The organism is Pseudoxanthomonas sp. Root65, assembly GCF_001427635.1.
Lineage (GTDB): Bacteria > Pseudomonadota > Gammaproteobacteria > Xanthomonadales > Xanthomonadaceae > Pseudoxanthomonas_A.
This window is the reverse complement of record NZ_LMHA01000001.1, coordinates 1,151,237-1,165,252: the sequence shown is the minus strand read 5'-3', so window position 1 is coordinate 1,165,252 and position 14,016 is coordinate 1,151,237. Positions and strand designations below refer to the sequence as shown.

The following is a 14,016-nucleotide window of genomic DNA, read 5'->3' as shown; positions in this document are numbered from 1 at the left end:
GTGAGTCGCGATCGCACGGCTCGGTGATCAGTGCGTCTCGCTCAGGACGGGCGTTCACTGCGATGAGGAAGCCTTCTTCACCCTGATCGGCGCTCAGCCGCTTACACGGCGTCTTCGGGTTCGCGTTCGCGACTGACGTCGCTCCCACAAGGGCGACTGCGCGTCACGCGCCGCCGACGAACCCCGCCTGCCGCCACGCTTCGAACACCACCACGGCGACCGTGTTCGACAGATTGAGGCTGCGGTTGTCCGGGCGCATCGGCAGACGGATGCGCTGGTCGTCCGGCAGGCCGTCCAGCACCTCCTGCGGCAGGCCGCGCGTTTCGGGGCCGAACAGGAAGGCGTCGCCCGGCTGGTAGGCGGGCCGGTCGTGGCGGACGGTGCCGCGGGTGCTGAGGGCGAACACGCGCCGGGGGCGGATGCGCTGCAGGGCCGCATCGAGCGAAGCGTGGACCTGCAGCGTGGCGTATTCGTGGTAATCCAGGCCGGCGCGCTTGAGCTGCTTGTCTTCCAATGCGAACCCGAGCGGTTCGATCAGGTGCAGCCGCGCGCCGGTGTTCGCGCAGAGGCGGATGGCATTGCCGGTATTCGGGGGAATTTCCGGCTGGTACAGCAGGACGTCGATGTCCAGGGTGTCGGTCATGGCGCGCATTCTACGCGGCGCTGCATGGCCTCACGGGCGGGTGATGCGGTGGAACTCCGGCCGCCGCCGGCTTGCGTGACGACGCAGGGGGAACGTGTACCGCCTGCGACTCAGCGCGAAGCCAGCTGGCCGGCCAGCACGCCCGCCTGCACCGCGATCTGCTGCATGTCCTCGGCCGAGGGACGCACGGTGACCACCGGCATGTCGACCACGCGGACCGCCTGCTGGGCGATGAACTGGGCCAGGTCTTCGGCCGCCGGGGTTACGGTGATCGTGGCCAGGTCGACGATCCTGGCGTCCTTGTAGAGGTTGTAGTGGGCCAGGTCCGCGGCGTCCGGCGTCACGGTGACGGTCGGCAGGTCGACGATGCGTTCAGCCTGCGCCACGGCGCCCTGCGGGTTGTCGGCGTGGGTGGCGGAGACGACCATGGCACCGGCGCACAGGGCGAACACGGCGGCGGCGGTCAGCGGGAGGAGGTTCTTGGCGTTCATTGTCATGCCTCTGTAGTGATGTTGTTGGGTGGTGTGGTAGTAAGGTAGTACACCTAAACGCAGTGATCAAGCAAAACCTGCTGTTTTGGTGAGTTGATTCAGGCTTCAGTCAGTTTGAGTGGGGTGCTGCGCGTTCTTGTTATGGGTTACGCAGAAACCGTGCCAGTCTTAAGTAGTTGATTCGCTTGTGTTTCGTGGTGCTTCCTGCGTGTCCGCTGTCCGGGGTCGCTGTCCGTACGGCTGTCCGTCCTGCGTGAACCGGGACGTGCCGGGGCATCCGATGTGACCTCGAACACGCCGCTTCGCCCCACGTCCGGTCATTCCGGTACGTAGGGGTTTGGATGCCGTTCAACTCGGAAGCGTTGCGCTGCGCAGGGAGAGGCGCAGCGAACGTTCAGCTTCACCAGGGCAGCGGGTCGCCCTGCCAGTCGAGGAAGCGCCCGCTGTCCGCAGGCGTCAGGTGGTCGATCACCCGCAGCAGGCCGCTGACGGATTCCGCCACGGAGAGGGCGGCGTTGTCGCCGCCCATGTCGGTGCGCACCCAGCCGGGATGCAGGGCCACGACCTTGATGCCTCGCGATGCCAGCGCCTGCGACAGCAGCGAGGTCACCATGTTCTGTGCCGCCTTGCCGATGGCATAGCTGGGTGTGCGGAATTCCTGCCGCAAGGCGATCGAGCCGATCTCGGAGGAGATGTTGGCCACCACGGCGCTATCGGCAAGCTGGGGCGCCAGTGACTGCGTCAGCAGGAACGGTCCTGCGGCGTGGGTGTGGAAACTGCCGTCGAGGTCGGCGGCGGCGACCTGGCCGAAGCGTTCGCCCCCGCGCAGTACGCCGGCATTGTTCACCAGCAAGTGCAGCGGCTGCTCATCGGTGACCAGGGGCAGCTCGCGCAGCAACGCATCGCGGCTGCGGGCATCGGCCACGTCCAGTGGCAGCACGTGCAGGCGGCCCGGGTGTTCGGCGGCCAGCCGGTTCAGCGCCGTCGCCTTGCCGGGATGGCGGCAGGTCGCCACCACATGCCACCGGCGGGCCAGCAGCTGCGAGGCCAGTTCCAGGCCCAGGCCGCGATTGGCCCCGGTCACCAGGCAGTGCTTGCGGTCCATGTTCGCCTCCACGCAGGGGTCGGGGGCATCGGCACGGCGGCGCCCATGCCGTCGGTCATGCCTTGTGGCCTAGTGTAATGACCACCGGCGGCGGCTAGGATCGGGGGTTCTGCAGGCCCATTCAGTATCAAGGAGTGTCCATGTCCGTTTCCCGCCGGCCCCGCGCCGCCCTGCTCGCTGTCGCCCTGTCCGCCGCCCTCGGGGGCCTGGCGTACGCCCCGGCTTCCACGTATGCGAAGCCGGCCGCCGGTGCGGACATCGTGATCCCGTATGAAGAGTTCACCCTGCCCAACGGCTTGCGGGTGATCGTGCACACCGACCGCAAGGCGCCGATCGTGGCGGTCAATATCTGGTACCACGTGGGCAGCAAGAACGAGACCCCGGGCCGTACCGGCTTCGCCCACCTGTTCGAACACCTGATGTTCCAGGGCAGCGAAAACCACGACGGCGAGTTCTTCACCCCGTTCGAGCTGGTCGGCGCCACCGACCAGAACGGCACCACCAACCAGGACCGCACCAACTACTTCCAGAACGTGCCCACCACGGCGCTGGACATGGCGCTGTGGATGGAGTCCGACCGCATGGGCCACCTGCTGGGCGCGATCGACCAGAAGGCGCTCGACGAGCAGCGCGGCGTAGTCCAGAACGAGAAGCGCCAGGGCGAGAACCAGCCCTACGGCCGCCGCATCAGCGCGCGCATGTTCGAGGCGCTGTATCCGGCCGGACATCCTTACAGCTGGCAGACCATCGGCTCGATGGCCGACCTCGACGCCGCCACGCTGGACGACGTGAAGACCTGGTTCCGCAGCTGGTACGGCCCCAACAATGCGGTGCTGGTGCTGGCCGGCGACATCGACGTCGCCACCGCCAAGGAGAAGGTCGCCCGCTACTTCGGCGACATCCCGGCCAGCGCCACGCTGGCGGACATGAAGACGAACATCCCGACGCACGCCAAGGACACCCGCGAAACCATCCCCGACCGCGTGCCGCAGGTGCGGGTCTACCGCGCTTGGCCGGTGGCCGAAATGGGCACCAAGGACGCCACGCTGCTGGACCTGTTCGCGCAGGTGCTCGGTGGCAGCGCGGCCTCGCGCTTCGACACGCGGCTGGTGCACGGGGACAAGATCGCCGACCAGGCGACCGCCTACCAGTGGAGCAGCGAGATCAGCGGTACGTTCTTCCTGATGTCCACGGTCAAGGAAGGCGTCGACCCGGCCAAGGTCGAGGCCGCGCTGGACGAAGAGCTGAAGCGCCTGATCACGCAGGGCCCGACGGCCGAGGAGCTGGAGCGCGCCCGTGTTTCGGGCGTGGCCGGTTTCGTGCGCGGCATCGAGCGCATCGGCGGCTTCGGCGGCAAGTCCGACGTGCTGGCCTCGTGCGCCGTCTACCAGAGCAAGCCGGATTGCTACAAGGACGACCTGGCCATCTACGCCAGCGCCACGCCGGCCGAGGTGCAGGCGGCGGCGAAGAAGTGGCTGAGCGGCGGGTCGCACACCATCCTGGTGCAGCCGAGCGAGACCCCGGCGTCGGCATTGCCGGAAACCGTGTTCGCAGCACCGGCCACCACGCCGGCCGCTACCCCGAAGGTGGATCCGAAGTTCAAGACGATCGCCAGCACGGTCGACCGCAGCGCCGGCGTGCCGAAGACCACCACCTTCCCCGACCTGAAGTTTCCGGCCGTGCAGCGCGCCACGCTGTCCAATGGTATGCAGGTCACGCTGGCCGAGCGCCACGAGACCCCGGTGGTGCAGATCAACGTCGAATTCCCCGGCGGTTACGCCGCCGACGTCGGCAAGAAACTCGGTACCGCCAGCTTCGCGCTGCAGATGATGGACGAAGGCGCCGGTGAGTACGGCGCGCTGGATTTTGCCGCCCGCAAGGAAGCCCTGGGTGCCGAGCTGACCACCGGCGCCGGCCTGGATTCGGCCTCGGTCGGGCTGTCCGCCCTGACCGACAAGCTGGCGCCCTCGCTGGACCTGCTCGCCGACGTGCTGCGTCGCCCGACCTTCGCCGCGGCGGAAATCGAGCGCGTGCGCGCCACCTGGATCGCCGGCATCAAGCAGGAAAAAGCACGCCCGCAGACCGCCGCGCTGCGCACGCTGCCGCCACTGCTGTACGGCGCCGGCCACCCGTACGCGATTCCGTTCACCGGCTCGGGCACCGAAGCCTCCATCGCGTCGCTGACCCGGGACGACCTGGTTGCCTTCCACCGCGACTGGCTGCAGCCGTCGCAGGCGCGCATCACCGTCGTCGGCGATACCACGCTGGGGCAGATCATCCCGCTGCTGGAAGCGCGCCTGGGCGACTGGAAGGCCGCACCCAACGCACCCAAGCCTGCGGCCGTGCCGACGGTGGCCAATCCCGCCAAGCCGCGCGTGTTCCTGATCGACCAGCCGGGCGCCATCCAGTCGAACGTCTACGCCGCGCAGCTGGTACCGCCTACCGGTGACGCGGGCACCATCGACTTCGACTTCGCCAACGGCGTGCTGGGCGGGCAGTTCAGCTCGCGCCTCAACATGAACCTGCGCGAGAACAAGCACTGGGCCTACGGCTCCTACAGCGGTGCCCGCAATACGCTCGGCCAGCGTCCGTGGTGGGCCAGCGCCGCGGTGCAGAGCGACCGCACTGCCGATTCGATGAAGGAGCTGCAGAAGGAAATCAGCGAGTTCGCCACCGGCCAGGCCCCCGCCAAGCCGGACGAGATCGCCAAGATCCGCGCCGCCAACACGCTGGAACTGCCGGGTGCGTACGAAACCGCGGCCGCCGTGCTCGGCCAGATCGCCTCCAACCAGCGCTATGGCCGGCCGGACGACTACATCGTGCAGTACAAGGCCCGCAACGAGGCCATCGGCGCCGCCGATGTCGCCAAGGCCGCGGCCACGCTGTCGCCGTCCGCGCTGACCTGGGTGGTGGTCGGCGACCTGTCCAAGGTCGGCGAATCGGTCCGCGCGCTGCAGCTGGGCGAGGCGGTCGAGCTGGATGTCGACGGCAACATCAAGAAGAAGTAAGCCGCGCTCCCTGCGGTGAATCGAAGGACAGGGCGCCGGGCACGCCGCAAGGCGCCCCGGGTTCTCGCGGGCCGGCCCCTGTTCCCCGCACGTGGCGGGGAGCAGGGCTAGCCTGCGGCCCGGATCGATTCATAAGGCATCGGCCAGAATGGCCGCGACTCACACTCCAAGGTGACCCCGATGCGTCTCGTCCTGCTGGCTGCCGTCGTCTCCCCCCTCCTGTTGTCCGCCTGCACCTGGGTGCACCTGGCACCGAGTGCCCGGGACGTGCGCGTGGTGGCGCCGGGTGCCGCACCCGCCGGTTGCGAAAAGCGCGGCGAAGTGTCGGTTTCGGTCAAGGACAGCGTGGCGTTCTATGAACGCAACACCCTGCGGGTACGCGATGAGCTGGAAACGCTGGCCCGCAACGAAGCCCCGGGACTTCAGGCCAATACGCTGCAGGCCCTGGGCGATCCGGCCAACGGGGAACAACGGTTCGCGGCCTATCGCTGCGGCCGATAAAGTGTGAATCAAGTCACACTTAACGCCGGGCCGGGCTGACGCTGCGTGCCCGTAAAGATGCGGTGAAGGCGGGAAGCCGTTACCCTTGTCGGCCCCCTCGCCTGAGCCTTGGCGCTAACCTCGATGCTCTTCCAGAATGTCTCCATCGCGGGACTGGCGCATATCGATGCGCCGCACACGCTGACGTCGGCCGAAATCAACGCCCGCCTGCAGCCCACGCTCGACCGCCTGGGCATCAAGACCGACGTCCTGAACGATGTGGCCGGCGTGCATTCCCGCCGCTTGTGGGACGCTGATACGCAGGCCTCCGACGCCGCCACGATGGCCGCGCGCAAGGCCCTGCTTGACGCCGGCATCGGTGCCGACAAGGTCGGCCTGGTGGTCAACACCTCGGTCAGCCGCGACTACCTGGAGCCGTCCACGGCCAGCATCGTCTGCGGCAACCTGGGCGTCAGCGACCACTGCCAGACCTTCGACGTCGCCAATGCCTGCCTGGCCTTCATCAATGGCATGGACATCGCCGCCCGCATGCTGGAGCGCGAGGAGATCGATTACGCCCTGGTCGTCGACGGCGAGACCGCCAACCTGGTCTATGAGAAGACCATCGAGCGCCTCAACGCCCCCGACGTGACCGAGCAGCAGTTCCGCGACGAGCTGGCCGCGCTAACGCTGGGCTGCGGTGCGGTGGCGATGGTGCTGACCCGCCGCGCGCTGGCCCCCGAGGCGCCGCGCTACAAGGGCGGCGTGACCCGCTCGGCGACCGAGTGGAACAAGCTCTGCCGCGGCAACCTGGACCGCATGGTCACCGACACCCGCATGCTGCTGATCGAGGGCATGAAGCTGGCCACCAAGACCTTCGCCGCCGCCAAGATCGCGCTGGGCTGGGCGGTGGACGAACTGGACCAGTTCGTCATCCACCAGGTCAGCCGTCCGCACACGCAGGCGTTCGTGAAGTCCTTCGGCATCGACCCCAAGAAGGTCATGACCATCTTCACCGAGCACGGCAACATCGGCCCGGCCAGCGTGCCGATCGTGCTGAGCAAGCTGAAGGAACTGGGCAAGCTGAAGAAGGGCGACCGCATCGCCCTGCTCGGCATCGGCTCCGGTCTGAACTGCACGATGGCCGAGGTGGAGTGGTAAGCCCACCCGGCATTCGCATTCCAGGGGCCGGTTCGCCGGCCCTTTTCTTTGACGGCGGCGACGCGCGATGAACCTTCCCTGCTATCCCTCCCATCCGAAGCGCTTCGAAGTGCGCCCCGGCCTGTCGATGAACTACCTCGACGAAGGTCCGCGCGACGGCGAGGTGGTGGTGATGCTGCACGGCAATCCGTCGTGGAGCTATTACTGGCGCACGCTGGTGGCCGGGCTGTCGGATCGCTATCGCTGTATCGTGCCCGACCACATCGGCATGGGCCTGTCCGACAAGCCGGACGACAGCCGCTATGAGTACACGCTGCAGTCGCGCGTCGACGACGTCGCCGCGCTGCTGGAGCATCTCGGCATTACCGGCCCGGTGACGCTGGCGGTGCACGACTGGGGCGGCATGATCGGCTTCGGCTGGGCGCTCTCGCATGCCGCGCAGGTGAAGCGGCTGGTGGTCACCAACACCGCTGCGTTCCCGATGCCGGCCGCGAAGAAGATGCCGTGGCGGATCGCGCTGGGCCGCGACTGGACCGTGGGCGAGTGGATCGTCCGCGGCTTCAATGCGTTCTCTGCCGGCGCCTCCTGGATCGGCGTGAAGCGCCGCATGCCGGCCGACGTGCGCCGCGCCTACGTGGCGCCGTACGACACCTGGGCGAATCGCATCTCCACCATCCGCTTCATGCAGGACATTCCGCTGGGCCCGCAGGACAAGGCGTGGCCGCTGCTGGAGGCGTCAGGCAAGGCCCTGCCGTCGTTCGCGGACCGCCCGGTGTTTCTGGGTTGGGGCCTGCAGGACTTCGTGTTCGACAAGCACTTCCTCGACGGCTTCCGCGCCGCGCTGCCGAACGCCGAAGTGCATGCGTACGAAGATGCCGGCCACTACGTGCTGGAAGACAAGCACGAGATCCTGGTGCCGCTGATCCGCGACTTCCTGGATCGCCATCCGCTGGGTTGAACCTTTCTCCTCACGGGGCTGATCCCTTCTCCCTGCGCCAGCGGGGAGAAGGTGCCGAAGGCGGATGAGGGGCGCTCTTGCCGTTGCTTTATTTGACGGATGTCCGAGCGGCTCGCTGCGCTCGCATCCCTCATCCGGCGCTGCGCGCCACCTTCTCCCGCAAGGGGAGAAGGCTTAAAGCTCAGGTAACGGATTCTTCTCGGCGTCCACCACGCCAACCCAGTCCGCCTCCACCAGCAGCGGCAGGCCGTGCGCCAGCCGCGCCTTGTCGCACTGCGCGCTGCGCTCGCCGAACTCCAGCGACGCCGGCACCAGCGCGCAGACCGAGGGCCGCCGGTCGTGGATGGTGCAGCGGCTGTAGTGGCCGATGTCGGCGTCCAGCGCCACGCAGCGTGGGTCCTTCTGCGAGGTGCCACGCATCACCCGCTCGTGCACGCGCAGCGGCTCTGTCAGTGCGATCGGCACCACGCCGCCCTGCTCGGGATCCGCCTCGCTCCAGTGGAAGCTGACGCGGAAATGGGCGCAGCAGGCGCCGCAGGTCAGGCAGGGGTGCATCGGCGTGGGCGGGCGTCAGGGCGCGGGCGGGACGCGCATTCTGCCTGCGCCGGCGGCTGACGCAAGTACCGTCCAGCGGCGACAATGGCCGCATGACCGATCCGTGCAACATCGCCGCCAGCCTTCCCCGGCTGGCCCGCGACCAGCCCGACCGCGTGGCCATGCGCTGCCCCGATGGCGCAGGCCACTACACCCGCGAGCTCACCTACGCGCAGCTGGACGCGCGCAGCGACGCCATCGCCGCCGGCCTGGGCGCGTACGGCATCGGCCGTGGCGCGCGCACGGTGGTGATGGTGCGGCCGACGCCGGAGTTCTTCCTGCTGATGTTCGCGCTGTTCAAGGCCGGCGCCGTGCCGGTGCTGGTCGATCCGGGCATCGACCGGCGTGCGCTGAAGCAGTGCCTGGATGAAGCCGAACCCGCCGCGTTCATCGGCATCCCGCTGGCACAGTTCGCGCGCCGTGTGCTGGGCTGGGCGGGATCGGCGGAGAAGATCGTCACCGTCGGCACGCGCTGGGCCTGGGGCGGCACCACGCTGGCGAAGATCGAGGCGCGTGGTGCCGGTGCGGGTCCCCAGCTGGCCGACACCGCGCCCGACGATATCGCCGGCATTCTGTTCACCAGTGGCTCCACCGGCGTGCCGAAGGGGGTGGTGTACCGCCATCGCCATTTCGTCGCCCAGATCGAGCTGCTGCGCAACGCCTTCGGCCTGCAACCCGGTGGCGTCGACCTGCCGACGTTCCCGCCGTTCGCACTGTTCGATCCCGCGCTCGGGCTGACCTCGGTGATCCCCGACATGGATCCCACGCGCCCGGCCAGCGCCGATCCCGAAAAACTGCATGCCGCCATCGCACGCTTCGGCGTCACCCAGCTGTTCGGTTCGCCGGCGCTGATGAAGGTGCTGGCCGACCACGGCCAGCCGCTGCCGACCGTGCAGCGCGTGACCTCCGCCGGTGCGCCGGTGCCGCCGGACGTGGTGGCGAAGATCCGCACGCTGCTGCCGGACGAAGCGCAGTTCTGGACGCCGTACGGCGCCACCGAGTGCCTGCCGGTCGCGGTGGTCGAAGGCCGCGAGCTGGAAGCCACGCGTGCGCAGACCGAAGCCGGCGCCGGCACCTGCGTCGGTCGCGCGGTACCGCCGAACGAGGTCCGCATCATCCGCATCACTGATGACGCCATCGCCGACTGGGCCGAGGTCGAGCTACTGAAGGATGGCGAGGTCGGCGAAATCACCGTCGCCGGTCCCACCGCCACCGACACCTACTTCCGCCGCGATGCCGCCACCCGCCTGGCCAAGATCCGCGAGGCGCTGCCCGATGGCGGCGAGCGCACCGTGCACCGCATGGGCGATGTCGGCTGGTTCGACGGCAACGGCCGCCTGTGGTTCTGCGGCCGCAAGACGCAGCGTGTGGAAACCGCCGACGGCCCGCTCTACACCGAGCAGGTCGAACCCGTCTTCAACACCCATCCGCAGGTGCGTCGCACCGCGCTGGTCGGCATCGGCGAACCCGGTCGTCAGCAGCCGGTGCTGTGCTACGAACTGCAGCCCGGCGCCAGCGTCGATCGGGCGCAGCTGGAAACCGGGCTGCGCGCCATCGCCGCGCGCCATCCGCACACCGCGCCCATCACCGCCTACCTGCCGCACCCGGGTTTCCCGGTCGACATCCGCCACAACGCCAAGATCGGCCGCGAGAGGCTGGCCGCGTGGGCGACAAACCAGCTGGAGCAACCCGCATGAAGATCCTCGTCACCGGCGGCGGTGGTTTCCTGGGACAGGCGCTCTGCCGCGGACTGGTCGAGCGCGGGCATCAGGTCATCAGCTTCAACCGCGCACACTACCCGGTACTGCGCGAGCTCGGCGTAGGGCAGGTGCAGGGCGACCTCGCCGATGGCCATGCGGTGATGCATGCGGCGCAGGGCGTCGATGCCATCTTCCACAACGCCGCCAAGGCCGGTGCGTGGGGCAGCTACAAGAGCTACCACGACGCCAACGTGGTCGGCACGCAGAACGTGCTGGATGCCTGCCGCAGGCACGGCATCGGCCGTCTGGTCTACACCTCGACGCCCAGCGTCACCCACCGCGCCACGAACCCGGTGGAAGGCGGCAGCGCCGCCGACGTGCCGTACGGCGAAGGCTTCAAGGCGCCGTACGCCACCACCAAGATGATCGCGGAGAAGGCGGTGCTGGCCGCCAACGACGCCGCACTGGCGACGGTGGCGCTGCGCCCGCGGCTGATCTGGGGTCCGGGCGACCACCAGATCCTGCCGCGGCTGGTGTCGCGCGCGCGCGCCGGACGGCTGCGCATCGTCGGCAGCGGCGAGAACCGGGTGGACACCACCTACATCGACAACGCCGCGCAGGCGCACTTCGACGCCTTCGATCATCTCGCGCCGGGTGCGGCCTGCGCCGGCAAGGCCTACTTCATCTCCAACGGCGAGCCCTGGCCGATGCGCAGGCTGCTGGATGCGCTGCTGCAGTCGGCCGGTGCGCCGCGCGTGGACAAGCACCTGTCCTTCAAGGCGGCCTACCGCATCGGCGCGGTCTGCGAGACCTTGTGGACCGTACTGCCGCTGAAGGGCGAACCGCCGATGACGCGCTTCCTCGCCGAACAGCTGAGCACCGCACACTGGTACGACATGGCACCGGCAGGCCGCGATTTCGGCTATGTGCCGCAGGTGTCGATGGAGGAAGGCTTCGAGCGACTGCGCGCTTGGCTGCGCGACCATCCCGTGTAAAACCGGCCAGCCGTCCCGGGCAACCTTCACGTCCGGGTCACGACGCTGAAGCGCGTCCATATCGCGCCGCACGACACTCACGCGGCGATGACTCCCGGCATTCCAGCATGGCGCACGCCACTACCGGCTGCACCACTGGCCATTGCCAAAGGGAGTTTCCATGCTGCGCTACGCCATCATCTTCTTCGTCATCGCGCTGATCGCCGCCGTGCTGGGTTTCAGCGGCATCGCCGGCGCCGCCACCAACATCGCGTGGGTGCTGTTCGTCGTCTTCGTGATCCTGGCGATCATCTCGCTGCTGCGCGGCAAGCGCGTCTGACGCATCACCGTCTCTCTCCGCCGGGACGGCAGGACGCCGTCGAGCCCGCCCCGAGCCCGCACGAAGCGGGCAGAAGGGCGGGCGGGGCGTACAGGCCCTAGAATGGCAGCATGGACCTGTCCCCGTTCGATGCCCTGAAACCCCTCGCCGGCCGCGCGCTGGAAGCCGCACTCAATCAGGCGCTGACGCTGGATCCCGACACCGCCGCGGCCCTGTTGCCGCTGGAAGGACGCCGCATCCAGCTGCAGGTCGATGCACCGCCGCTGGCGATGGACATCACCGTCGGCGGCGGCCGCCTGCAGGTAGGGCCCGCCAGCGAAGTGCTTGAAGCCGATCTCGCCGTGCGCAGCACGCTCGGTGGCCTGCTCGGGCAACTGCCGTTCTTCCGCCGCGACCACGGCACGCCCGTGGGCAAGGTCAAGGTGTCCGGCGATGCCGATCTCGCGCGCCGGCTGCAGACGCTCGCCACGCGCTTCGATCCGGACTGGTCATTGCCGTTCACCCGTGTGTTCGGCGACGTGATCGGCGTGCAGGTCGCCAACGCGGTGCGCGCCGGCCTGCAGCAGGTCCGCGCTGCCGCCGGCAACCTGGCCGAGAGCGCCGCCGACTACGTCACCGAAGAATCGCGCGACGTGGTGGGCCGGGAAGAACTCAATGCGTTCCACGACGATGTCGACGCGATCCGCGACGACGTCGAGCGCATCGCCGTGCGCGTCGGCCGCCTGGCCGCCCGCGTGGAGCACCGCGCATGAAGTCGGTACTGCGGGCCAGCCGCATCGGCCGGGTGCTGCTCCGTTACCGCCTCGACGACCTGCTCGATGGCACGCCGGTCGAACGCTGGTTGAAGCTTGGCCGTCCGTTCGTGCCGCGCGCCTCGGCCGAGATCGCCGCGCAACCGCGCGGTGCGCGCCTGCGGCTGGCGCTGCAGGAGCTGGGCCCGATCTTCGTCAAGTTCGGGCAGATCCTGTCCACGCGTCGCGACCTGATCCCGCCCGACATCGCCGAAGAACTGACCCTGCTGCAGGACCGCGTCGCGCCGTTCGACGGCGACCGCGCGCGTGCACTGGTCGAAGCGGAACTCGGTCGCCCGATCCATGAGGCCTTCGAGCATTTCGACACCACCCCGCTCGCCTCCGCGTCCATCGCCCAGGTGCACGCCGCCACGCTGCCCGGTGGGCGCGAGGTCGTGGTGAAAGTACTCCGCCCCGACATCCGCCAGCAGATCGCCGGCGACATCGCGCTGCTGGAAAGCGTCGCCGCCATCGTCGAACGCGCACACCCCAACGCCGACAAGATCCGTCCACGCGAGATCGTCGCCGAGATCGAGAACACGCTGGCGGCGGAACTGGACTTGCAGCGCGAGGCCGGCAACGCCAGCCTGCTGCGGCGCAACTGGGCCGACTCGCCCGACCTGTACGTGCCCGAAGTGATCTGGTCGCACACCGCCGAGCGCGCGATGACGATGGAGCGTGTGCGCGGCATTCCGTCCGACGACATCGGCGCGCTCGACGCTGCCGGCATCGATCGCCGGGCGCTGGCCGCCAAGGGCGTGCGCGTGTTCTACCAGCAGGTGTTCCGCGACAACTTCTTCCACGCCGACGCCCATGCCGGCAACATCTGGGTCGATCCGGAGCGGAAGACCGATCCGCGCTTCATCGCGCTGGATTTCGGCATCATGGGCCAGCTTTCGCGCGACGACCAGTACTGGCTCGCCGAGAACTTCATGGCGATCTTCAACCGCGATTACCGCCGCATCGCCGAGCTGCACGTACAGGCCGGCTGGATGCCGTCGCACATCCGCATCGACGAACTGGAAGCCGCCGCGCGCGCCGTCTGCGAGCCGTACTTCACCCGCCCGCTCAGCGAGATCTCGCTGGCCGAGGTGCTGGCCAAGCTGTTCCGCACCGCGCAGCGCTACGAACTGACCCTGCAGCCGCAGCTGATCCTGCTGCAGAAGACGCTGCTCAACATCGAAGGCGTGGGTCGCCAGCTCGATCCGCAGATCGACATCTGGGCGGTGGCGCGGCCGGTACTGGAGCGCATCCTGCTGGAGCGCTACAGCCCGCAGCGCGCCGCGCAGGAATTCCGCAAGCGCCTGCCGGAAATCATGACCCACGCGCCGGACATGCCGCGGCTGGTGCACGCCTGGTTGAGCCAGCAGGTAGACGGCCGGCACGAGCTGTCGCTGCGCTCGAAGGATCTCACCGACCTCGCGCATACGATGAAGGGCATGCAGCGGCGCGTGGTCGCCGCCATCCTCGGCGTAGGCCTGCTGATCGTCGCGGCGGTGCTGTACGCGCTGGAGGCGGGCGGGCCCCGCCTGTTCGACATTCCGGCGGCGGCATGGATCGCCGGCATCGGCGGGTTGTGGGCGCTGCTGGCAGCGTGGCCGAGGCGGTAAGGCAGGAGTGAGTGGGGAGGAGTGAGAAGTGAGGTGGCGGCACTTGCTTTCACTCACTCCTCACTACTCTTCGCTCACTCCTCGCCTCATTTACGCGACGGCAACGATTCCTTCGCGTGTCGTGCGCATGGCGCACGCTACGGTGGCGGCTCATTCGCACG

General features: G+C 68.6%; 13 protein-coding genes. 9 read left to right on the top strand and 4 right to left on the bottom strand.

Annotated features, from left to right (window positions below):
• Positions 1 to 163: 163 nt before the first annotated feature.
• From trmL to ASD77_RS05075, 3 genes are all read right to left on the bottom strand, one after another.
• The gene (trmL, locus tag ASD77_RS05085) at positions 164 to 643 is read right to left on the bottom strand and encodes a tRNA (uridine(34)/cytosine(34)/5-carboxymethylaminomethyluridine(34)-2'-O)-methyltransferase TrmL (protein ID WP_055941072.1); all 480 of its coding nucleotides are present in this window, start codon (positions 641 to 643) and stop codon (positions 164 to 166) included.
• 110 nt (positions 644 to 753) lie between these two features.
• The gene (locus tag ASD77_RS05080; RefSeq protein WP_162247591.1) at positions 754 to 1,140 is read right to left on the bottom strand and encodes a hypothetical protein; all 387 of its coding nucleotides are present in this window, start codon (positions 1,138 to 1,140) and stop codon (positions 754 to 756) included.
• A gap of 394 nt (positions 1,141 to 1,534) precedes the next feature.
• A complete protein-coding gene (locus ASD77_RS05075; RefSeq protein ID WP_055938228.1) occupies positions 1,535 to 2,239 on the bottom strand; it encodes an SDR family oxidoreductase in 705 nt (234 codons plus the stop codon).
• Between the two features lie 140 nt (positions 2,240 to 2,379).
• Between ASD77_RS05075 and ASD77_RS05070 the strand changes: the two genes are divergently transcribed.
• From ASD77_RS05070 to ASD77_RS05055, 4 genes are all read left to right on the top strand, one after another.
• Positions 2,380 to 5,247, top strand: a complete 2,868-nt coding sequence (locus ASD77_RS05070) for a pitrilysin family protein (protein ID WP_055938226.1) — start codon at positions 2,380 to 2,382, stop codon at positions 5,245 to 5,247.
• A 180-nt stretch (positions 5,248 to 5,427) separates the two neighbouring features.
• Positions 5,428 to 5,748, top strand: a complete 321-nt coding sequence (locus ASD77_RS05065; RefSeq protein ID WP_055938224.1) for a DUF4156 domain-containing protein — start codon at positions 5,428 to 5,430, stop codon at positions 5,746 to 5,748.
• A gap of 123 nt (positions 5,749 to 5,871) precedes the next feature.
• On the top strand, positions 5,872 to 6,888 hold the full coding sequence (locus tag ASD77_RS05060) for a 3-oxoacyl-ACP synthase III (protein ID WP_055938221.1): 1,017 nt from the start codon (positions 5,872 to 5,874) through the stop codon (positions 6,886 to 6,888).
• Between the two features lie 67 nt (positions 6,889 to 6,955).
• Positions 6,956 to 7,846 carry an alpha/beta fold hydrolase gene (locus tag ASD77_RS05055; RefSeq protein WP_055938217.1) on the top strand — a complete coding sequence of 297 codons (891 nt, stop codon included), beginning with the start codon at positions 6,956 to 6,958 and terminating at the stop codon, positions 7,844 to 7,846.
• A gap of 174 nt (positions 7,847 to 8,020) precedes the next feature.
• Here ASD77_RS05055 and ASD77_RS05050 read toward each other — a convergent pair whose 3' ends face one another.
• Positions 8,021 to 8,401, bottom strand: coding sequence for a YkgJ family cysteine cluster protein (locus tag ASD77_RS05050; protein WP_055938214.1), 381 nt, complete (start codon positions 8,399 to 8,401; stop codon positions 8,021 to 8,023).
• Positions 8,402 to 8,493: 92 nt separating this feature from the next.
• Between ASD77_RS05050 and oleC the strand changes: the two genes are divergently transcribed.
• The 5 genes from oleC (at position 8,494) to ubiB (ending at position 13,855) form a co-directional block, all read left to right on the top strand.
• On the top strand, positions 8,494 to 10,137 hold the full coding sequence (gene oleC, locus ASD77_RS05045; protein ID WP_055938211.1) for an olefin beta-lactone synthetase: 1,644 nt from the start codon (positions 8,494 to 8,496) through the stop codon (positions 10,135 to 10,137).
• Entirely contained in the window at positions 10,134 to 11,135 is a 1,002-nt protein-coding gene (oleD, locus tag ASD77_RS05040) for a 2-alkyl-3-oxoalkanoate reductase (RefSeq protein WP_055938208.1), read from the top strand. The genes oleC and oleD overlap by 4 nt, the downstream gene beginning before the upstream one ends.
• Positions 11,136 to 11,295: 160 nt before the next feature.
• Positions 11,296 to 11,454 (top strand): DUF1328 domain-containing protein, encoded by a 159-nt coding sequence (locus tag ASD77_RS17670; protein WP_082563134.1) that lies wholly within the window; start codon positions 11,296 to 11,298, stop codon positions 11,452 to 11,454.
• Positions 11,455 to 11,564: 110 nt separating this feature from the next.
• Positions 11,565 to 12,206, top strand: a complete 642-nt coding sequence (locus ASD77_RS05035) for an SCP2 sterol-binding domain-containing protein (RefSeq protein ID WP_055938203.1) — start codon at positions 11,565 to 11,567, stop codon at positions 12,204 to 12,206.
• Complete coding sequence (ubiB, locus tag ASD77_RS05030; RefSeq protein ID WP_055938200.1) at positions 12,203 to 13,855, top strand: ubiquinone biosynthesis regulatory protein kinase UbiB; 1,653 nt, start codon at positions 12,203 to 12,205, stop codon at positions 13,853 to 13,855. Before ASD77_RS05035 ends, ubiB begins: the two co-directional genes overlap by 4 nt.
• Positions 13,856 to 14,016 lie beyond the last annotated feature (161 nt).